This window comes from Microbacterium ginsengiterrae, assembly GCF_014205075.1.
In the GTDB taxonomy this organism is placed as follows: domain Bacteria; phylum Actinomycetota; class Actinomycetes; order Actinomycetales; family Microbacteriaceae; genus Microbacterium; species Microbacterium ginsengiterrae.
Map to the genome: position 1 here is coordinate 1,112,590 of NZ_JACHMU010000001.1, position 19,285 is coordinate 1,131,874.

Sequence of the window (19,285 nt, forward strand, 5' to 3'; positions counted from 1 at the left end):
TCAGATGAACTGGCGGCCGCCGTCGACGACGACGGTCTGGCCAGTGACGAATGCGGCGGCGGGAGAGGCGAGGTACAGCACGGTCCCGACGATGTCCTGAGGTGCGATGGCCCGGCGGATCGATCCGCGATCGACGCCGTATTCGGCGGCGTTGTCGATCAGGCCGTGGCTGGCCTCGGTGAGGGTGAAGCCGGGTGCGACGGTGTTGACGGTGATGTCTCGCGTGCCGAGCTCCTTGGCGAGGACGCGGGTGAGCCCGATGACCCCGGCCTTGGATGCGACGTAGTGGGCCCACTGCGCCGACCCGCTGAAGACCGTCGCGGAGGAGATGTTGATCACCCGACCGCCGGCGGCCAGATGCGGCGACAGCGCGCGGGCGACCTGCCACGGCCCCTTCAGGTTGACGGCCATCACGCGGTCCCACTCCCCCTCGTCGATGTCCTCGAAGGGCGACCGGGTCACCGTCGCGTAGACGGCGGCGTTGTTGATGAGGACGTCGACGGACCCACCCGCCTCGACGGCGGCTGCGGCGAGGGCATCCGTCGACGCACGGTCGGTGACATCGACCCGCACGGCGAGCGCGGTGCCACCGGCATCCTCGATGGACGCCGCGACCCTGGCGGCGGCATCCCCGTCGATGTCGGCGACGATCACGCGGTCTCCGGCGGCGGCGAAGGCACGGGCGAACTCCGCGCCGAGCCCTCCGCCTGCGCCGGTGACGACCACTGTGCGAGTCATGTGCGTGCTCCTGCTCTCAGTCGTCCAGCAGCTGGACGGTGCCGGTGTTGCCGTCGACCCGCAGCCGCTGACCGGTGGTGATCTGCACCGATGCGGTGCCGGTTCCCGTGACGGCGGGCATCCCGTACTCGCGGCACACGATGGCGGCGTGGCTCATCATGCCGCCGATGTCGGTCACGGTCGCACGGATCTTGCCGAAGATCGGGCCCCAGCTCGGTGCCGTCACCGGAGCGACGAGGATCTCGCCCTCCTGCACCTCGAAGAGCTGGTCCGCACTGGAGATCACGCGCGCACGCCCCTCGGCGATGCCGGGCGACGCGGCCATGCCCTTGAGCGTGCCCTCCGGGGTGTCGCCCTTGCCGAGCCAGTTCTGGATCTGGTCGTCGGTGATGCCCCACAGCATGAGGGTGAACGGCTCGGTGATCACCTCGGGCGGCGTGTTCAGTGCCGGCTGCGGCCGCGCGGTCGAGAGCGCGTCGATGATCCCGCGGCGACGCTCGATCTCAGCGGGCCAGCGAGAAGGACCGATGGCGGGCGCGCCGACCATCCAGCCGTTGACGTAGTCGAACAACACCTCGCGGACCTCGTCCCTGCGGAGGTAGAACATGTCGTTCGCCTCCGGCCAGAATCCGGCCTCGTGCAGCACGGCCGACAGCTGCCGTGCCTTGCGCCAGAAGACGCCCATGGTCCAGTGCTCGATGTAGAAGTTGTGGTTCTCGACGTACGGGTAGACGACGCGTGCGAGGCCGAGCTTGCCGTGGAAGGTCGCCAGCGCGTCGCCATCGAGCAGCTCGGCGTACTCCGAGGTGATCCGGTCGCGCTCCGCGACGAGCTCGTCGACGTGACGGTCGATGTCCGCACCGTCCTGGAGGCGCTGGATGTATCCCTTGATGAAGCCGAGCGGGATCGCCGGCACGTCGCGCCAGTACTGGTCGTGGGCGTAGAACCCGTTCCCGGTGGTGAAGTTGAACCACGGGTCCTGTGCGTCGTTCCACGCCTGCGTCCATGCGGACCCCGATGCGTGCGCGGCGATGGCGGCGAGAGTGCCCTCGGCATCCGACGTGTCCTCGAACAGGCCGGTGAGGCCGTCGCGGACGGCGATCTTCGCGAGCTTCTTCAGCTCGTCGTCGGGGCGGAACAGTTCCATGTCGACGCCCTGCACCATCGTGGCGATGGCCTGGTCGGGGATGCGGGGGAACAGCTCCTTGCAGAACATGAACAGGTCGAGGTACGCGACGTAGCCGAGGTTGAGGAACTCGAAGTGGTACTGCCAGGCGCGGTAGGCGAGCGAGATGAGCCGGTCGTAGTTCTCGAGGAACTCCGTCGCCGGGCTCGTCCCCTTCCCGGAGAGGACGTCTTCGAGCGGGATGGCGTCCGGCAGCGCCGTGAAGTCGAGCGCCTCGATCTCGGCGATCGTCGAGCGGAGCTTGCCGTGCCAGTTCTGCAGCAGGCTGTCCCAGTTCTCGAAGTAGTGCCCCGCCCGCTTCATGAACTCCGGGACGCGGGCTTCGATGTGCTCGGGGTCGACCGCGACCGGCGACATGAAGACGTAGCCGTTGTGGATGCGGTATTCGATGCCGTTGGCGGTCGGGATGAGCAGCTGGCGGGCGTTGTACTGCCCGAGGCATCCGACGGCGAACTCGAAGCCGATCGTCTCGAAGGGCTTGGTCACGGTGGGCCAGTGCTGGCTGTCGCAGAACCAGAACTTGCTCTCCTCGACCTCGCGGCGGTCGTCCTGGAACACGAGGTTGTAGGCGTACAGGTCCTTCCACCCCTCGGCTCCGGCGGGCGGGGCCTGCTCATAGGGGCTCGGGAAGGAGTTGCGCGCGGTGGCTGTGGCGGTGGCAACAGCGGTCGACTCTGACATGGCTGTCCTCTCGGAGGGGTTCGGGTAGGCGGCTCAGCGGCCGATCTGGGTCATGAGGGACTGGGTGATGCTGGAGATGCCGAAGCCGGTGGTGGTCGGCGTGCGATCGGCCTGCTTGTTGGACCAGACGGTCTCGGGGCGGGACTGCAGAAGAAGGAGGTTCTCCCCGTCGGGCAGCGTGCGGTCGATGGCCCATTCGATGTCCTGCGGGCTGCCGAAGTGCTTCTCGGCGCGCTTGGCGATGGCCGCGACGGCCTTCACCTCGTCGTCGTTGAGGCAGCGGATGCCGCGGCGCTCCGCCTCGACCTCTCGCTCGACGACGCCCTGGGAGTCGGCATCAGGGACCATCTCGATGTGCTTGGCGCCGATCTGCTCCTCGGAGATCGTCAGCAGCACCTTGTCGACGTGCAGGTTGTCCGGCGTGACCGTGCCGGAGACGACGGACTCCCCGAGGCCCCAGGCCGCGTCGATGACGATGGTGGAGCGGTCTCCGTTAGAGGGGTCGATGGTCATGGCCACCCCTGCCGTCTTCGCGTCGACCATCTTCTGCACGGCGACGGCCATCGACAGGCCCTCGTCGGGGATGTCGTTGGCGAGCCGGTAGACGATGGCGCGCGAGGTGTACAGCGATGCCCAGCAGCGGCGCACGTGCTCGGCCACGGTGTCCTTGCCTCGCAGCCACAGGTAGGTGTCCTGCTGCCCGGCGAAGCTCGCGTCCGGGAGGTCCTCTGCCGTGGCGGACGAGCGGACGGCCACCGGCTGCTCCTCGGAGAAGCGCGCCTGCAGGGCATCGTATGCACGGTCGAACTCGGCGGCGATGGCCGCGGGGATCTCGCGGTCGAGGAACTCCGCGCGGATCCGTGCCGACACGTCGTCGACGACGGCGACGTCATCGACGTCCAGCCCCTCGAGCAGGCGATCGATCTCGTCGGCGAGGCCGGTGAGTTCGACGAACGAGACGTAGGCGGCGGTCGTGACGGCGAAGCCGGGGGGAACGGGGAGGCCGGCACCGGTGAGGTTCACCAGTGACGCGCACTTGCCCCCGAGGGCGTCGACGCTCGTGGCGCCCTGCTCGTCGAAGAAGCGGATGAAGAGGTAGTCGCTCATGTCAGGCCTCCCAGGTGACGGGGACGGATTCCGGGACGCGGAACGAGAGGTTCTCGCGGAAGTCGATGTCGGCGTCGTCCTGGAGACGGAGCCCCGGGACGGCGGCGATGGTCTCCTCGAGCACGATCTTCGCCTGGAGCTTGGCGAGCATGTTGCCGAGGCAGTAGTGGATGCCGAAGCCGAAGGAGAGGTGGTTTCGGGCATCGGTACGGGAGATGTCGAAGACCTCGGGGTCGGCGAACATTTCCTCGTCGCGGTTCGCCGATCCCATGACGAGCAGCACGTTCGCGTCCTTCGGGATCGCGACGCCGCCGATCTCCGTGTCGGCCAGCGCCTTGCGACGCCAGGCCACGATGGATCCGCTGAAGCGCAGGACCTCGTCGACGGCCGCGGCGATGCGGGCGGGGTCCTCGATGAGCGTCTCCCACTGCTCACGGTGCGACAGGAGAACGCGGATGCAGTTGGCGATGAGCGTCGTCGTCGTCTCGTGGCCGGCGAACAGCAGGCTGTAGCAGAGCGAGGCGATCTCATGATCGGTGATCTCCGCTCCGCCGTCCTGCGCGGTGACGAGGTCCGCGATGAGGCTGTCGCCGCCGTCGGCGTGGGTTGCCGTTACGAGAGCGATGCACTCCTGCCAGTACTCGACGAGGTTGTGGGCGTGCGGGATCTGCGCCTCGTCGTCGAGGTTGCCCCACGTCATGGCAGCCCGGGAGTCGGACCAGCGCTTGTAGGTGGGCACGAGCGACGTGTCCACACCGAGGAGCGTGAGGATCGTGATGGTCGGGATGTCGTAGGCGACCTGGGCGAAGAAGTCGCCGGTGCGGTCGGGAGAGGCGAGCATCTCCTGAAGGGCTGCGCGGGTGTTCTCCCGGATCGTCGGCTCGAGAGCCTTGAACCGACGCGGGGTGAACGCGCGCTGGGCGATGGCCCTGATCCGGGTGTGGTCCGGTGGGATGCGCGCGGACAGGCCGGAGTACGCGGTGAAGCCGCCCTCCTTCATGATGCGGGTGGCCTGCGGGCCGCGCCCGCGCACGGGAGCCTGGGCGTTCTCACTGGAGAACGTCTCCCAGTTCTCGAAGGTCGCCTTCACGTCGGCGTAGCGGGTGACGACCCAGCAGTCGATGCGCTCGTCGTACATGACCGGTTCGCTGCGACGGAGTTCGGCGTATGCGCCGAACGGGTCCTTCATGTCGAAGGGCTCGTAACCGTGGTGGTCGCGGGCGGTGGCGGCGCCGGCGGCCGCGCTGTGGTCGACCGGACAGCCGGCGGCGGCTGCCGCTGCGGCTTCTGTCGGCGAGAGTGCCATGACGACTCCTTCGTGTCCACACTGAGCTTGGGAGTTCCGACGATCCCCCGGATCGCCGGAACCTGAGATCATCTAACGCTCCCCCTCGGCGTTCCGACGCGACGACTTCCGTCCAGTGGAAACGTCTTGTCGGAGCGACTGGAGCGGGAAGCCCCCGACGCTGGATTCGATGCGCCGCGCGATGCCTCTCAGTGCGGGAAGGTGCCGTTCGATCGTCGACGTGCCGTCCGACGTCGTCACCAGCCCGAGGGCAGCGGCGACGAGTCCGCCCTGGAACACGGGGACGGCGATCGAGGTGGCGCCGACTCTCGTCTCCTCGAGCGAGGTGGCGAAGCTGCGGGTGCGGACGAGGGCGAGCTCCGCCCTCAGCGCGTCAGGGTCGACGTGCGTCTGGGGCGTCCGCCGCTCGAGCGGCTGGGAGAGGATCGCCTCGCGCACCCACGGCTCCTCGAACGCGAGAAGGACCTTGCCGACCGCGGTCGCATGCAGGGGCAACCGCCCGCCGACGCGGGACGCCTGCGGTACCCGCCTCGTGCCGTAGACACGGTCGATGTACAGGGCCTCGGCGCGATCGCGCACCGCGAGGTGCACGGTCTCCTGCGTGAGGGTGAACAGGTCCTGCAGCAGCGGTCGCGCGATCTCGCGCACGTGACGCCCGGCATGCTGACCGAGCTCCCACAGTCGCAGGCCGATCTGATACCGACCGTTGTCGTCGCGCTGGAGCGCACCCCACGCCTCGAGCTCGCCGACAAGCCGATGCGTCGTGCTGAGCGCCAGCCCCGTCTCGGAGCTGATCTCGGTGAGGCTGCGGGGCGCGAGCGATCTCTCGAACAGCTCGAGGATCGTCAGGACCCGCCCTGTGACGGTCTGCCCCGGTTGCGATGTGCCACCGGCCATCAGCCACCTCCTCGTGGTCTGCTTCCGCTCAGTGGAAGCTTAACCGCGAACAGACTCCGCGTGTGGATCAGTCCGGGATGCGGAACCCGTGCCGACGTACGAGCGGGGCCGCGGCGTCCGAGGCGAAGAACGCGAGGACCTCGGCGGCGCGCTGCGGATCGGTGGATGCCGCGGCCACGGCGCCGGAGAACACGGTGTCGATCGCGGCATCCGCCGGCATGACGCCGAGGATGCGCACACCGGGCTGGCCGACGAGCTCGCTGAGTTGCTGGAAGCCGAGATCGACGTCGCCGTCGGCGAGAGAGGCCGCCACCGGTACTCCTGGGCGCGCCTGTACGAGCCGATCGCCCAGTTCCTCGGTCATCCCCCAGTCGTCGATCATCCGCACAAGAGCCGTACCGCTCGGACCGGTCGAGTATCCGATCCTCTCGGCGGCTCGCAGCGCAGCGCGCACGCCCTCCGCCGACTCGTACGCGAAGGAATCGGACCGCGCCGCCGGCTCCCCCGAACCGGACGGCACGGCCACAGCCACCTGCGACAGCACGACCGGGGCGACCGTCGCAGCGTTCACCTGCCCGGCGTCCGCGAGGCGCTTCAGCGCTCCGGACGCGAGGAAGACCAGGTCGACGGGCTCACCGGCCGAGACGCGGGTCTCGGCATCGACACCGCCGACGGACTCGATGTCGACGGCGGGCAGCCCGGCGTCGACGGCCGCATCGGCGAGGTCGGAGAGCAGATGGCGCGTGGCCATCGATGAGATGGCCTTCATGCGGCGTCGTCGAACGTCTCGGCGTCCACCTCGGCCGCCGGCCCCGGCGCGTAGCGCGGCCCGGACACGGTGCCGGTGTCGATGAGTTCGCCTGCCCGGGCGAGCAGCGCGGCGTCCACGCTGATCCCGGGAGCGGCGATGTTCTCGCGCAGGTGGTCGATGCTCGTCGTCCCCGGGATCGGCACGACATGGTCTCCGCGCGAGAGCAGCCAGACGAGGGCGAGTTGTGCGGGCGTGCAGCCTGCCTCCGCGGCGAGCGCGCGCCATGCCGGCAGCAGCGCGGCGTTCGCCGGCCAGTTCTCGGGCTGGAAGCGCGGCATGGATCGGCGGATGTCCTTGGGCGCGAGCGCGTCGGGGTTGTCGACCACGCCGCCGAGGAATCCTCGGGCGACGGGAGAGAACGCCACGAGGGTCACATCGGAATCCCTCGTGGCCTCCACCATCCCGAGCTCTGGGTTCCGACTCCAGAGCGAGTACTCGTTCTGCACCGCCGCGATGGGAGCGACGGCCTGGGCTTCGCGCAGGCGGGCCACGGAGACCTCGGAGAGACCGATCGCACCGATCTTCCCGGCATCCACAGCCTCGGCGAGCGCACCGACGCTCTCGCCGATCGGTACGGTCTTGTCCCAGCGGTGCAGGTAGTACAGGTCGATGTGGTCCACGCCCAGCCGCGCGAGCGACGCGTCGATCTGCGCGTGCAGGGTCTGCGGCCGTCCGTCGATGACCTTCACCCCGTCGACCATCGCCATTCCGCCCTTGCTGGCGAGCACGACCTCGTCGCGTCGTCCGCGCAGCGCGCGCCCGACGAGCTCCTCGTTGCGGCCCCCGCCGTACAGGGTGGCCGTGTCGAAGTGGGTCACCCCTTCGTCCAGCGCGGTGCGCAGGAGCGCGAGGCCCTCCTCCGGCGACGGCGGGTTGCCGTAGGCGTGACTGAGGTTCATGCAGCCGAGGCCGATGCGGGGAAGTCTCACGCGAGTTGCTCCTCCAGCTGGCCGAGGACGCGGTAGCAGTCGATGACCTGACGGATGGACGAGTTCGGCTCGCGGCCCTCGCGGATCGCGGAGATGAACTCGCGGTCCTGCAGTTCGATGCCGTTCATGCTGACGGCCACGTCTGACACGTCGATCTGCTCCTCCTTGCCCGTGTACAGGTCGTCGTACCGGGCGATGTAGGTCGCCGTGTCGCCGATGTAGCGGAAGAACGTGCCGAACGGCCCTTCGTTGTTGAAGGACAGCGACAGCGTGCAGATCGCCCCCGACTCGCTCCCCAGCTGGATCGACATGTCCATCGCGATGCCGAGCTCCGGATGGATCGGGCCCTGGATCGCGTTGGCCTGCACGATCCGGCCCGCCTGGTACGCGAACAGATCGACGGTGTGGGCCGCGTGATGCCACAGCAGGTGGTCAGTCCATGAGCGCGGCTCGCCCTTGGCGTTGGTGTTGCTGCGGCGGAAGAAGTACGTCTGCACGTCCATCTGCTGCACGGCGAACTCACCGTCGACGATGCGACGGTGAACGAGCTGGTGGGAGGGGTTGAAGCGGCGGGTGTGCCCCACCATCACCACGCGGTCCGCGGCCTCGGCCGCCGCGAGCGTCGCCTCGGCGTCCGCGAGGGAGTCGGCCAGCGGGATCTCGACCTGCACGTGCTTGCCCGCCGCGATGACGGCCTGGGTCTGCGCGGCGTGCAGCCCGGTCGGTGTCGCGAGGATCACGGCATCCACGTCGTCGCGCTCGAGCACGGCGTCGAGTCCGACGACCGCCGTCGGCACGCCGTACTGTGCGGCGACGGCATCCGCCTTCTCCTGGGAGGTGGCGGCGACGACGGTCACCTCGGCGTCCTCGATGTTCGCCAGCCCGTCGAGGTGCTTCATGCCGAAGGCGCCGTTGGCGCCGACGACCGCGACGCGGATCTTCTCGGTCATTCGTTTCTCCTCAGGTCGGAAGGGGTCAGGCGACGACGGCCTGGGCGTCTGCCGCAGCCGGGACGCCCGTCTCGGCGTCCGCAGCGGCCGTGTCGGTCAGGCCGACCGGGTTCGAGATGACGAGATGTCCCACCGCGGTGTTGGAGGCGGGGACGTGATAGAACCGGTGCTGCGTCGTCGGCTCCTCTCCGCCGAACTGGTCGTCCATCGCCCCGCGGGCGATCAGCCAGTCCACCAGCTCGATGCCCTCGGAGCCCGCCTCGTCGACGTACTCCATGTGCGGCCACTCGGTGAGACCGAGCGGGTCGGCGATGAGGTGGTCGAGGAAGGCGTTGTCCCACTCCTTGTTGATGAGTCCGGCACGCGGCCCCTGCAGCTGGTGGCTCATGCCGCCGGTGCCCCAGATCTGCACGTTCAGCTCCTCGCCGTCCCATTTGTCGATCGCGCGGCGCAGCGCCTTGCCGAGCTCGTAGCAGCGGCGTCCGGACGGCACCGGGTACTGCACGACGTTGACCGCGAGCGGGATGACCTTGACCGGCCACTGCTCCACGTCGCCGTAGACGAGCGAGAGCGGAACGGTGAGGCCGTGGTCCACGACCATCTCGTTGACGAGGGTGAGGTCGAAGTCGTCCTGGATGATCGACTGCGCGAGGTGCGCGGCGAACTCCGGGTAGCCCTGCACATCCGGCACCGGGCGGGGGCCGTAGCCCTCGTCCGCCACAGGGTACTGCGCGCCGGTGCCGAGGACGAACGTCGGGATGATCGAGGCGTCGAAGGCCGTGGCGTGGTCGTTGTAGACGAGGATGACGACGTCGGGCGTGTTCTCCTTCGCCCACTTCCTCGTCCACTGGTACCCGTCGAAGACCTTCTTCCAGTACGGCTCCTCGGTCCTGCCGAGATCCATGGCCGCACCGATCGCCGGCACGTGCGAGGTGAACACCGCCGAGGTGTACTTCGCCGGGGCGTTCGGCCGGAACGTGTCGGCCTTCTCGCCCGGCGCCGGCGGCGTCCAGCCGTCGAGGTCCTTGAGGCGGTTGCCCTCGGGGCGACGTCCTCCGCCGACCATCATGTCCCGGTACGCGGCCTCGCTCATGCCGGTCATCGACCCGGCCATCTGCTGGAAGCTCAGACCGTGGGTGGCACCGATCTTGCTGAGGAAGTAGATGTTGCCGCCCTCGGCGATCATGGTGTTCAGGTCCATGTCGAGCACGGCCTGGCGCTGCACGGGGTTCAGCGGCCAGTCGTCGAGGTACGCCGCCTGGTCGGCGAGGAAGCGCTCACGGTTCTCCGGCTTCATGAGCGACATGGCGAACTGGTTGAGGTGGTACCCCTTGCGCGCCTGCTCGGCGTCGTAGATCGTCGTGCCGGGAATGTCCTTGTAGGGCTTGTCGAGTGCCACGGTCTTTCTCCTTCGGTGTCAGTCTGCCCAATAGAGGCGACGGGGGTTGTCCACGAGGAGCTTCTGCTGCAACTCGGGGGTCGTCGCGATCTGCGGGATGTAGTCGACCAGCAGCCCGTCGTCGGGCATGTGGTCCTTGAGGTTGGGGTGGGGCCAGTCGGTCCCCCACAGCACGCGGTCGGGGAACTCCTCGACCACGCGTCGGGCGAACGGCACCACGTCGGTGTAGGCGTGCTGTTCGCCGTCGAGCGCGCGCGGACCGGTGACGCTGAGCCGCTCGGGGCACGACACCTTCGTCCACACGTTGGGGTTCTCGCGCATGAAGCGCAGGAAGAGCGCGAACTCCTCTCCGTCGACGTCCTTCGTCACGTCAGGGCGACCCATGTGGTCGACGACGACGTCGGTGGGGATGCCGGAGAAGAAGTCGTACAGTTCCGGAAGGTCCTCGGCCTCGAAGTAGATCACCACGTGCCACCCCAGCGGGGCGATCTTCGCGACGATCTCCTCGAGGGAGTCGGTGGGCACCCGGTCGACGAGGCGCTTGACGAAGTTGAAGCGCACACCGCGGACGCCCGCCGCGTGCAGTTCGGCCAACTGTTCGTCGGTGATGTCACGGCGCACGGTGGCGACGCCACGCGCACGCCCATCGCTGCGGCGAAGGGCGTCGACGAGTGCGCGGTTGTCCGCACCGTGGCACGTGGCCTGCACGATGACGTTGCGGTCGAAGCCCAGGTGGTCGCGCAGGGCGAAGAGCTGCTCGGCCGATGCGTCGCACGGGGTGTACTTGCGCTCCGGGGCGTACGGGAATTCCGCCCCCGGTCCGAAGACGTGGCAGTGCGCGTCGACGGCGCCCGCGGGGAGGGCGAAGGTCGGCATCGTCGGGCCGTCGTACCAGTCCAGCCAGCCCGGGCTCTTCTCGAAGTCGCCGGAGGTGTCGCCATGTGCCATGGGTCAGTCCTCCACGTACTCGAGGCCGGCGGCGGCCAGCGGCTCGCGCATCCCGTAGATGTCGAGACCGAGGACGCCATCGCGGAACTTCTCGCGCTTGGCCTCCTCGTTGTCCTCGCGCTTCTGGCTGGCATCCGCGACGGCGCCGACGAGCTCGCGCGGGACGACCACGACCCCGTCGACGTCGGCCACGACGACGTCACCCGGGTTGACGAGCGCGTTGGCGGCGACGACGGGGACGTTGACCGAACCGAGCGTCGCCTTCACGGTGCCCTTGGAGTTGATCGCGCGGGAGAACACGGGGAAGTCCATCTTCTCGAGGTCGGCGACGTCGCGGACGCCGCCGTCGATCACGAGGCCCTTGCACCCGCGAGCGGTGAGCGAGGTCGCCAGCAGTTCTCCGAAGAAGCCGTCCTCGCTCTCGGTGGTGCAGCCGGCGACGATCACATCGCCCTCCTGCACCTGCTCTGCGGCGACATGGAACATCCAGTTGTCCCCCGGCTGAAGGAGGACTGTGACCGCAGGGCCGCACAGCTTCGCGCCGTGGTACGCGGGCCGGATGTAGGGGCGCATGAGGCCGACGCGGCCCATGGCCTCATGGATCGTGGCGACGCCGAACTTCGACAGCCGCTCGACGTCGTCGGGGTCAGGGCGCTGGATGTTCGTACGGACGATGCCGAGGTTGTTCAGTCGCATGGTGTTCCTCTCACAGACCGCGGGCGGTCAGAGCGCGGTCGAGACGCGGGTAGACGCGGCGGGCGTTCCCCTCGAACACCTGCTGCCGCTGGGTGTCGGTGAGGTTCGCGGTGGCGTCGACGTAGCGCTTGGTGTCGTCGAAGTAGTGGCCGGTGCGGGGGTCGACGTCGCGCACGGCGCCGATCATCTCGCTGGCGAACAGGATGTTGTCGGTGGGGATGACGTCGGTCAGCAGATCGATGCCCGGCTGGTGGTAGACGCACGTGTCGAAGAAGACGTTGTTCAGCAGGTGCTCCTCGAGCTCTGGCTTGCCCAGCGCCATGGCGAGTCCGCGGAAGCGGCCCCAGTGGTACGGGACGGCACCTCCGCCGTGCGGGATCACGAGCTTGAGATCGGGGAAGTCGCGGAACAGGTCGCCCTTGAGCAGCTGCATGAACGCGGTCGTGTCCGCGCCCAGGTAGTGATCGCCGGTGGTGTGGAAGACATCGGGGCGGCAGGTGGTGCTCACGTGCACCATCGCGGGGATCTCGTACTCGACGAGCTTCTCGTAGATCGGGTACCAGGAGCGATCGGTCAGCGCGGGCGCCGACCAGGTCCCGCCCGACGGATCCGGGTTGAGGTTCACGGTGACCGCACCGAGCTCCTCGACAGCGCGCGTGAGCTCGTCGATCGTCGTCGACGGGTCCTCGCCGGGCGACTGCGGAAGCATCGCGCCCATGAGGAATCGGTCGGGGAACAGCCCGCTGACCCGTGCGACGAGGTCGTTGCAGATACGCGCCCACGTCTTGCTGACCTCGAGGTCGCCGATGTGGTGGGCCATGAACGAGGCGCGGGGGCTGAACACGGTGACGTCGCTGCCGCGATCATTCATCAGACGAAGCTGGTTGGCCTCGATCGTCTCGCGGATGTCGTCGTCGCTGATGCGGAGGTCAGCGGGGTCTGGGGCGTCGCCGGCGGCCTTCGTGAAGGCGATCTGCAGGTCACGCCAGGCGCCCAACTGTGCGGGGGCGGTCGTGTAGTGGCCGTGGATGTCGATGATCAACGCGTGTCGTCCTTGTCACTCGGATGCTGTGATCCCGACTCTAGGTCGGCGATGTGCCGCCGTCCAATAGATGCTGATTCCGTTTCCCATAGATACTCTCTATACATGGCGCTGGCGGATCTGAATCAACTGCGGACGTTCGTCGTGCTCTACGAGTTGCGCAGCGTCACGGCCGCCGCCGAGCGACTGCACGTCACGCAGCCCACCGTGAGCTACACGCTCCGCCGGCTGAGGGAGAAGTTCGGCGACGAGCTGTTCCGCCGGGAGGGCAACGACATGGTCCCCACCGCGAAGGCGACCGCCCTGTTCGCCCCGCTGCACGAAGCGCTCGCGCAGATCGATGAGACGGTGAGCGATCCCGACGCCTTCGAACCGGCGGGATTCAGCGGTGAGCTCGCGCTCGGGCTCACCTCGATCGGAGAGCAGACGTTCCTCCCCCCGATCATGGGGGCGCTGGCACGCGAGGCGGCGAACCCGCATCTGCAGGTCGCGAGGCTCGACTCCGATCAGGTCGAGGACGGCCTCATCCGCGGGTCGATCGACCTCGCCATGACCGTGTCCATGATCGGCAGTCCGAGGCTCTGGCGCACACATGTGCGTGCCGTCGAGTACGTGGCGCTGTCGTCCGGCCGGCATCCGCTCCCCGCGACCGCACCGGACATGTTCTCCGGACGCCGGTTCGTCCGCGTCAGTGCGCGCGGCGGTCACGTGTTCCCGCTGCAGGTGCTCACGGAGCACGGCCTCATGGGGCAGGTGGCGTTGACGGTCGAGGAGTACTCGACCGTCCCCGCCGTGCTCGAGGCGACCGACCTCGTCGTGCTGCTGCCCCGCCACGTCGCCGAGGTGTTCCGCGGGTGGTTCGGCGGACTGGAGATCGCCGACCTGCCGTGGCCCGCGCAGTCGACGCCGGTGTCGTTGTACACCAGACGAGAGGCGAGCCTGTCGCCGGCGCAGCGATGGTTCCGCTCCGTCGTGCTCGACGCGGTCGCCGTCGGCGAGTACCGGCGACGGTCGGCCTAGGACTTCTTGCGGTTCCAGCTCGCCTTCGCCGGGGCGAAGGGGCTGCGGACGTGGATCGCCCACGTCGAATGCGGGTGGATGCGCAGCAGCGCCGTCTCGTAGAACGACACCGCCTCCTCGGAGAGTGTCGGGAGCACGGCATCCTTGTCGACGGTGTCCTCCGCGCGTGGACGCAGCGCCTTCCAGACCAGCTGCACCTCCGGCGCACCGGTGGGGATGCCGTCGAGGTCGATCACCGCGCGATCCCACGGCAGCTGCAGCCGCGGATCGCGCTTGTACACCCAGGCACGCGGGGCCCCGTCCTCGGCGTTGACCTGCAGCACCCACGCGCCGCGGGCGTCATCGCGGATGAGCACGGGCTGGAGGTCGGCATCCTCCGGCGCCTCCACGAACGGCACGACGTCGCCGTCGTCGCCGTCGGGCGCCCACGCGCTGAAGCCGGGGGGGAGAGCCGCCACCAGCGCGGCGAGGTCGGACGCCACGACGCTGACATCGACGTTCGCCCGGTCGCGTATCGGGGCGCCGACCCATCGGTCGAGCGCGGCTCCGCCGGACAGCCACCACCGCACGGGCGCGCCGGAGAGCAGGGCCGCGACCGCTGAGGGGTCGAGCGGCTCCCAGGCAGTGGCGGCAGCAGAGGAGGCGGGCATAGGTCGAGGCTACCGCCCGCGCCCTGCGCACAACTCCGGAGAAACGAGCGTGTGCGGTGCGCGGGCGCCGGAGTCATGCGGATCGGCGCAGAATCTCCGGAGTCATGCGCGGTCGGATGCCGCGGATGCCGCGGATGCCGCGGATGCCGAGCCGGATGCCGCCGACGCGCGATCGAGCATCGACCACAGTCCGCGGAAGAGCGCGGCGGACTCGGCGGAGTCGAGGTGCCCGACCAGCTCGCGCTGCACGTCGACCACCCTCGGCGCGAGGCGCGCGCGCTCCGCCTCCCCGTGCTCGGTGAGGGTCACCACGTTGCGACGCGCATCCCCTGTCGCCCGTCGGCGCGCGATGAGGCCCGATTTCTCCATCCGCCGCACGAGGTCCGCGACCGTCGAACGGTCGAGGTCGACCTCGTCGCCGAGCTCGCGCTGGCTCGCCTCGCCGACACGATCGAGCACGGCGAGGATGCTGTACTGCGTGCTCGTGACGTCGGGGTCGGCGACCCTCGCCCACGTCGCCAGGTGCAGCTGCTGTGCGCGGCGGATGAGGTTCCCGACGTGCCTCTGCGGCTCTGGGATGTCGGCCATGGGGATCATGGCGTCCATCTTCTCAGTGCTCAGGCGGCTTCCCCTGCTCAGCCGACCGCGACCGGCACACGGGCGCCGACGGGCCGCAGGAATCCGGCGAAGAAGTCCCGGAGTTCCTCACGCGCCGTCAGCGGAAGCAGGTGTGCGACGTGCTGGTCGGGGCGAACGACCACGACCGCCCCCTCGGCGGCGATGCCTCGGCGCTCGAAGATGTCGTCTGCGGCGTCGGCGGCCCACGCCTTCTCCCAGTCCTGCAGTCCGAGCGGTCCCGACTTGGGAAGCAGGATCTCGGGGAGCGATGTGACATCGACGGCGTGGTGCGACCCGCGGAACACACCGTGCACGTCGATCACACTGTCGATGTCGGCTTCGGCGTGCGTGAACACCCGGATCGGCGAGTCCCCGCCCTCCGACAGCCAGGTCGCGAATTCCCGCAGCTGCCGGCCGTCCATGTCGCCGAATGCGTAGATGCGCCACCGACCGTCGGCGCGATGGGCGTGGCCGAGCTCCATGCGGCGGGCGTCAGCGATGCGGCGCACCGGGGCGGAGTGGAAGCGGGTGCCGAGTTCGAAGCCCGTCGCGAGATCCTGCCGCGCGGCGCCCGAGGTGAGGGTCGACGGCGTGTATCTCGTCGCGACACCCGCGGTGTAGCGACCCTGCTGAGCGAACTCCGCCTGCATCTCGGCCGGCGTCACACCACCGCGCTCCGGGTGCTCGGGGTCGCGGGCGGGCTGCGCGATGAACGCGGACCAGTGCTTGTCGAACGCGATGAGGTCGGCGGCGATGGCCTGCCGCTCCTCCGAGTAGGTGCGCAGCAGCGCCTCGTCCGAACGCCCCTGCAGCACGGCGGCGAGCTTCCATCCGAGGTTGAAGGCGTCCTGCATGGACACGTTCATGCCCTGACCGGCCTTCGCACTGTGGGTGTGGCAGGCATCGCCCGCGACGAACAGCCGCGGAGTGGCATCCGCCGGGGAGTCCGCCGTCAGGTCGTCGAAACGATCGGCGACGCGCTGCCCCACCTCGTAGACGCTCGACCAGGCGACCTGTCGCACATCGATCGAGTACGGGTGCAGGATCGCGTTGGCGACGTCGGCGAGCTGCGCCGCGGTGGTCTTGCGGATCTCCGAGTCACCGGCCTCCACCTCACCGAGGTCGACGTAGCAGCGCACCATGTTCCCGCCCTCACGCGGGATCATCAGCAGGCTTCCCTTGCCCGCCGACTGGACGACGTTCTTGGTGCGCCAGTCGGGGAAGTCGGTCGTCGCGAGCACGTCCATGACGCCCCAGGCGTGGTTGGCGGCATCGCCCTCCAGGCGGATTCCGAGCGCGCGGCGCACGTTGCTGCGGGCACCGTCGCAGCCGACGACGTACTTGGCGCGGACCGTGAGATCCGTGCCGTCCGCGCGGCGCAGCAGAGCGGTGACGGGGTGATCGCCGTCGTTCATCTCGTACCCGACGAACTCGATGCCGTAGTCCGCCTCGAGCCGGCTGGAGGAACGAGCGGCGTGGTCCAACAGGAACTGCTGCATGCGCGCCTGGTTGACGATCACATGGGGGAACTCGCTGAGTCCCTCGGGGGTGTCCTCCACCCATCCGCTCCGTGCGATCTTCGAGCGGTCCTCCTCGGAGGGACCCCAGAAGCGCACCTCGTTGACCCAGTAGGCCTCCCGGAGCAGGGCGTCGGCGAGTCCGAACGTCTGGAACAGTTCGACCGTCCGGCAGGCGACCCCGTCGGCGTGCCCGAGCTGAAGTGGCTCGGTGCGTCGCTCGATCACGCGCGTGGTGATGTCGGGGAACGCGGCCAGCTGTGCGGCGAGCACGGTTCCTGCGGGGCCGGTACCGACGATGAGGACGTCCACGGTCTCGGGGAAGTCCGCACCGCGGGCCTCCGCCTGCGCCGATGCCGGCTGCAGGTCGGGATCTCCTGGGCGGTAGCCGTCGCGGTAGAACTGCATGAGATCTCCTTCGATCATGCCCATTCGTTGGGGTGCCAACGATCATACACGGATGCCGCGTGGCAGAGTAGCCCCATGGCGAACTCGCGCTCCGGCGACTCGATGACCACGCGCATCGTCCGCGTGCTCGACACGTTCGCGAACGACCGGACGACGCAGACCGCGAGCGAGATCGCCCGACGCGCTGGACTGCCCTCCTCCAGCGCGCATCGCATCATCGGAGACCTCATCGACGCCGGGCTGCTCGAGCGCGACGACGAGGGCCGCGTCCGGCTCGGAATGCGCCTGTGGGAGCTGGCCCTGCGGGGATCCAGCGCCCTGCGGCTGCGCCAGACCGCCCTGCCGCACATGGAGAAGGTGCAGACCGTCGTCCGCGAACACACGCAGCTCGCGGTCCTCGAGCATGACGAGGCACTGTTCCTCGAACGGCTCTCGCATCCGGAAGCCGGCGCGAACATCACGAGGGTCGCCGGCCGGCTGCCGGTGCACGCCTCCTCCTCCGGACTCGTGCTGCTCGCCTTCGCCGACCCCGTGGTGCGCGAGCGCGTCCTGTCCGCCCCTCTGCGAGCGGTGTCTCGTGAGACGGTGACCGATCCTGCCGCGCTGCGCTCCCTGCTGGCCGGCATCCGGCGACGCGGGCACGTCGTGGCAACCGGATCGATCGAGAGCGTCTCCACCGGCGTCGCGGTGCCGATCCGCGATCGCGGCGAGGTCGTCGCCGCACTGTCGGCCGTCCTCCCCCGTGACGCCGACGCGGCGCCCGTGATCCCCGTGCTCACCGCGGCGGCGAAGGACATCGAGAGGGATCTGCGCGATTCCCGTTGAACGGGAATCTTCGCCGCGTCTTCCGCACACGGGTCACACTGATCCAGGAACGCGGATGCCCCGGCATCCCTCAGTCGTCGAAGGAGACACCGTGAGCACGTCAACGTCACTGCGCACCCAGGTCGCGATCGTCGGAGCGGGCCCCGCCGGGCTCATCCTCTCCCACCTGCTCGCCGACGCGGGGATCGAATCGATCATCATCGATCAGCGCTCGCGCGAGGAGATCGAGTCCACCATCCGAGCCGGCATCCTCGAGCAGGGGACGGTCGACCTGCTCTCCGCCATCGATCCGCACACGCGTGTCCACACCGTCGGCCACCGACACGACGGCATCGAACTGCGCTTCCAGGGCGAGGGTCACCGCATCGATTTCCCCGGGCTCGTCGGTCGCAGCGTCTGGCTGTACCCGCAGCACGAGGTGCTCAAGGACATGCTCGCCCTGCGTCTGAGTGCGGGACAGGACCTGCGCTTCGGCGTGACGGCGTCGAGCGTCGACGGCATCGACACCGACCGCCCCCGCGTCCTCGCGACCACGGAGACGGGCGAACAGCTCGTGATCGACGCGGACTTCGTCGTGGGTGCGGACGGATCGCGCTCCGTGGTGCGCCCCGCCATCACCGGCGACGCGCGGAACGGCTACTTCCGCGAATACCCCTTCGCCTGGTTCGGAATCCTCTGCGAGGCGCCGCCCAGCGCGGACGAGCTCATCTACAGCAACTCGGAGAACGGCTTCGCGCTGATCAGCCAGCGCAGCCCCGAGGTGCAGCGGATGTACTTCCAGTGCGACCCCGACGCCGACCCGAACGCCATGAGCGAGGCGGAGATCTGGGAGACGTTGCAGGCGCGCGTGCCCGGTACGACGCTTCAGGAGGGCCCCATCTTCCAGCGCGACGTCCTGCGGTTCCGCAGCTTCGTCGCTCAGGAGCTGCGCGGCGGCCGAGCGGCCCTGGTCGGAGACGCCGCTCACACCGTGCCGCCGACCGGCGCCAAGGGGATGAACCTCGCCGTCGCCGACGTCGTGCTGCTCGCCCGCGCGCTCGACGACCTGCTCACCAGGGGCGATGAGCGTCTTATCGACGGCTATGCGGAGACCGCGTCCTCCCGCATCTGGAAGGCGCAGCACTTCTCCTGGTGGATGACGAGCATGCTGCACGTGCAGCCGGGGGCGGATGCCTTCGATCGACGTCGCCAGCTCGGAGAACTGCGCTCGGTGGTCGAATCCGAGGCGGGGCGCACCTATCTCGCGGAGGCCTACACCGGCTGGCCGCTGGCGTAGGCGCATCGGCGGCGCAGCGACTCCGCGTCATGCGGGGCGTGCCCGCGGGCATCGTTGTCGAAGTACACGTAGACGTCTCGCGGAGCCCGCCCCTCCGCGCCCACCGCCATGGCATCGATCGCGCGCGCCCATTCGTCGAGCTGTTCGGCGGTGTATCCGCTGCTGTAGAGCTCCTCGGCACCGTGGAGCCGGATGTACGAGAAACCGGCCGTCGCCTCGTAGAAACGGGGGAATCGGCCTGCGGTGTCCGCGCACACCATCGCCACATCATGGTGTCTGAG

19 protein-coding genes are annotated in these 19,285 nt (G+C 69.0%); 3 read left to right on the forward strand and 16 right to left on the reverse strand.

Annotation, left to right across the window (positions count from 1 at the left end; genetic code table 11):
• The 12 genes from HD600_RS05535 to HD600_RS05590 form a co-directional block, all read right to left on the reverse strand.
• A complete protein-coding gene (locus HD600_RS05535) occupies positions 1 to 738 on the reverse strand; it encodes an SDR family NAD(P)-dependent oxidoreductase (protein WP_184282139.1) in 738 nt (245 codons plus the stop codon).
• Between the two features lie 16 nt (positions 739 to 754).
• Positions 755 to 2,605 carry a PEP-utilizing enzyme gene (locus tag HD600_RS05540; RefSeq protein WP_184282141.1) on the reverse strand — a complete coding sequence of 617 codons (1,851 nt, stop codon included), beginning with the start codon at positions 2,603 to 2,605 and terminating at the stop codon, positions 755 to 757.
• A gap of 33 nt (positions 2,606 to 2,638) precedes the next feature.
• On the reverse strand, positions 2,639 to 3,712 hold the full coding sequence (locus HD600_RS05545; protein WP_184282143.1) for a PEP/pyruvate-binding domain-containing protein: 1,074 nt from the start codon (positions 3,710 to 3,712) through the stop codon (positions 2,639 to 2,641).
• 1 nt (position 3,713) lies between these two features.
• Positions 3,714 to 5,018, reverse strand: a complete 1,305-nt coding sequence (locus tag HD600_RS05550) for a cytochrome P450 (RefSeq protein ID WP_184282145.1) — start codon at positions 5,016 to 5,018, stop codon at positions 3,714 to 3,716.
• Between the two features lie 72 nt (positions 5,019 to 5,090).
• The gene (locus tag HD600_RS05555; protein WP_184282147.1) at positions 5,091 to 5,915 is read right to left on the reverse strand and encodes an IclR family transcriptional regulator; all 825 of its coding nucleotides are present in this window, start codon (positions 5,913 to 5,915) and stop codon (positions 5,091 to 5,093) included.
• A gap of 67 nt (positions 5,916 to 5,982) precedes the next feature.
• A complete protein-coding gene (locus HD600_RS05560) occupies positions 5,983 to 6,684 on the reverse strand; it encodes a substrate-binding domain-containing protein (protein ID WP_184282150.1) in 702 nt (233 codons plus the stop codon).
• Complete coding sequence (locus HD600_RS05565) at positions 6,681 to 7,655, reverse strand: aldo/keto reductase (RefSeq protein WP_184282152.1); 975 nt, start codon at positions 7,653 to 7,655, stop codon at positions 6,681 to 6,683. The genes HD600_RS05560 and HD600_RS05565 overlap by 4 nt, the downstream gene beginning before the upstream one ends.
• Positions 7,652 to 8,605, reverse strand: a complete 954-nt coding sequence (locus HD600_RS05570) for a Gfo/Idh/MocA family oxidoreductase (RefSeq protein WP_184282155.1) — start codon at positions 8,603 to 8,605, stop codon at positions 7,652 to 7,654. Before HD600_RS05570 ends, HD600_RS05565 begins: the two co-directional genes overlap by 4 nt.
• A gap of 25 nt (positions 8,606 to 8,630) precedes the next feature.
• On the reverse strand, positions 8,631 to 10,004 hold the full coding sequence (locus HD600_RS05575; RefSeq protein WP_184282157.1) for a protocatechuate 4,5-dioxygenase subunit alpha/beta: 1,374 nt from the start codon (positions 10,002 to 10,004) through the stop codon (positions 8,631 to 8,633).
• Between the two features lie 18 nt (positions 10,005 to 10,022).
• Positions 10,023 to 10,952 carry an amidohydrolase family protein gene (locus tag HD600_RS05580; RefSeq protein ID WP_184282159.1) on the reverse strand — a complete coding sequence of 310 codons (930 nt, stop codon included), beginning with the start codon at positions 10,950 to 10,952 and terminating at the stop codon, positions 10,023 to 10,025.
• A 3-nt stretch (positions 10,953 to 10,955) separates the two neighbouring features.
• Positions 10,956 to 11,648 (reverse strand): 4-carboxy-4-hydroxy-2-oxoadipate aldolase/oxaloacetate decarboxylase, encoded by a 693-nt coding sequence (gene ligK / locus HD600_RS05585; protein ID WP_194398761.1) that lies wholly within the window; start codon positions 11,646 to 11,648, stop codon positions 10,956 to 10,958.
• A gap of 10 nt (positions 11,649 to 11,658) precedes the next feature.
• On the reverse strand, positions 11,659 to 12,690 hold the full coding sequence (locus HD600_RS05590; protein ID WP_184282161.1) for an amidohydrolase family protein: 1,032 nt from the start codon (positions 12,688 to 12,690) through the stop codon (positions 11,659 to 11,661).
• Between the two features lie 105 nt (positions 12,691 to 12,795).
• On the opposite strand from HD600_RS05590, the gene HD600_RS05595 reads away from it, so the two are divergent.
• Positions 12,796 to 13,710, forward strand: coding sequence for a LysR family transcriptional regulator (locus tag HD600_RS05595; RefSeq protein ID WP_184282163.1), 915 nt, complete (start codon positions 12,796 to 12,798; stop codon positions 13,708 to 13,710).
• On the opposite strand, the gene HD600_RS05600 is transcribed toward HD600_RS05595, so the two are convergent.
• The 3 genes from HD600_RS05600 to HD600_RS05610 all read right to left on the reverse strand — a co-directional run bounded on the left by HD600_RS05600 (position 13,707) and on the right by HD600_RS05610 (position 16,921).
• Entirely contained in the window at positions 13,707 to 14,360 is a 654-nt protein-coding gene (locus HD600_RS05600; RefSeq protein ID WP_184282165.1) for a nucleotidyltransferase domain-containing protein, read from the reverse strand. The genes HD600_RS05595 and HD600_RS05600 overlap by 4 nt on opposite strands.
• Before the next feature lie 102 nt (positions 14,361 to 14,462).
• Positions 14,463 to 14,948 (reverse strand): MarR family winged helix-turn-helix transcriptional regulator, encoded by a 486-nt coding sequence (locus tag HD600_RS05605; RefSeq protein WP_184282166.1) that lies wholly within the window; start codon positions 14,946 to 14,948, stop codon positions 14,463 to 14,465.
• 47 nt (positions 14,949 to 14,995) lie between these two features.
• Positions 14,996 to 16,921: an FAD-dependent monooxygenase gene (locus HD600_RS05610; protein WP_338402151.1), complete on the reverse strand. Its 1,926-nt coding sequence runs from the start codon at positions 16,919 to 16,921 to the stop codon at positions 14,996 to 14,998.
• A 57-nt stretch (positions 16,922 to 16,978) separates the two neighbouring features.
• Here HD600_RS05610 and HD600_RS05615 point away from each other — a divergent pair, with 57 nt between their 5' ends.
• Positions 16,979 to 17,728: an IclR family transcriptional regulator gene (locus tag HD600_RS05615; RefSeq protein ID WP_184282168.1), complete on the forward strand. Its 750-nt coding sequence runs from the start codon at positions 16,979 to 16,981 to the stop codon at positions 17,726 to 17,728.
• A 91-nt stretch (positions 17,729 to 17,819) separates the two neighbouring features.
• Positions 17,820 to 19,004: a 4-hydroxybenzoate 3-monooxygenase gene (locus HD600_RS05620; RefSeq protein ID WP_338402152.1), complete on the forward strand. Its 1,185-nt coding sequence runs from the start codon at positions 17,820 to 17,822 to the stop codon at positions 19,002 to 19,004.
• Here the strand turns inward: HD600_RS05620 and HD600_RS15175 are convergent.
• Positions 18,980 to 19,264 (reverse strand): DUF72 domain-containing protein, encoded by a 285-nt coding sequence (locus HD600_RS15175; RefSeq protein WP_338402153.1) that lies wholly within the window; start codon positions 19,262 to 19,264, stop codon positions 18,980 to 18,982. The genes HD600_RS05620 and HD600_RS15175 overlap by 25 nt on opposite strands.
• Between the last annotated feature and the right edge of the window lie 21 nt (positions 19,265 to 19,285).

Coding starts and splice junctions, on each gene's coding strand:
- HD600_RS15175 (WP_338402153.1), bottom strand. CDS start 19,264: ATGGTGTGCGCGGACACCGCAGGCCGATTCCCCCGTTTCTACGAGGCG.
- HD600_RS05560 (WP_184282150.1), bottom strand. CDS start 6,684: ATGAAGGCCATCTCATCGATGGCCACGCGCCATCTGCTCTCCGACCTC.
- HD600_RS05545 (WP_184282143.1), bottom strand. CDS start 3,712: ATGAGCGACTACCTCTTCATCCGCTTCTTCGACGAGCAGGGCGCCACG.
- HD600_RS05555 (WP_184282147.1), bottom strand. CDS start 5,915: ATGGCCGGTGGCACATCGCAACCGGGGCAGACCGTCACAGGGCGGGTC.
- HD600_RS05550 (WP_184282145.1), bottom strand. CDS start 5,018: ATGGCACTCTCGCCGACAGAAGCCGCAGCGGCAGCCGCCGCCGGCTGT.
- HD600_RS05535 (WP_184282139.1), bottom strand. CDS start 738: ATGACTCGCACAGTGGTCGTCACCGGCGCAGGCGGAGGGCTCGGCGCG.
- ligK (WP_194398761.1), bottom strand. CDS start 11,648: ATGCGACTGAACAACCTCGGCATCGTCCGTACGAACATCCAGCGCCCT.
- HD600_RS05610 (WP_338402151.1), bottom strand. CDS start 16,921: ATGATCGAAGGAGATCTCATGCAGTTCTACCGCGACGGCTACCGCCCA.
- HD600_RS05615 (WP_184282168.1), top strand. CDS start 16,979: ATGGCGAACTCGCGCTCCGGCGACTCGATGACCACGCGCATCGTCCGC.
- HD600_RS05605 (WP_184282166.1), bottom strand. CDS start 14,948: ATGGCCGACATCCCAGAGCCGCAGAGGCACGTCGGGAACCTCATCCGC.
- HD600_RS05570 (WP_184282155.1), bottom strand. CDS start 8,605: ATGACCGAGAAGATCCGCGTCGCGGTCGTCGGCGCCAACGGCGCCTTC.
- HD600_RS05580 (WP_184282159.1), bottom strand. CDS start 10,952: ATGGCACATGGCGACACCTCCGGCGACTTCGAGAAGAGCCCGGGCTGG.
- HD600_RS05540 (WP_184282141.1), bottom strand. CDS start 2,605: ATGTCAGAGTCGACCGCTGTTGCCACCGCCACAGCCACCGCGCGCAAC.
- HD600_RS05595 (WP_184282163.1), top strand. CDS start 12,796: ATGGCGCTGGCGGATCTGAATCAACTGCGGACGTTCGTCGTGCTCTAC.
- HD600_RS05600 (WP_184282165.1), bottom strand. CDS start 14,360: ATGCCCGCCTCCTCTGCTGCCGCCACTGCCTGGGAGCCGCTCGACCCC.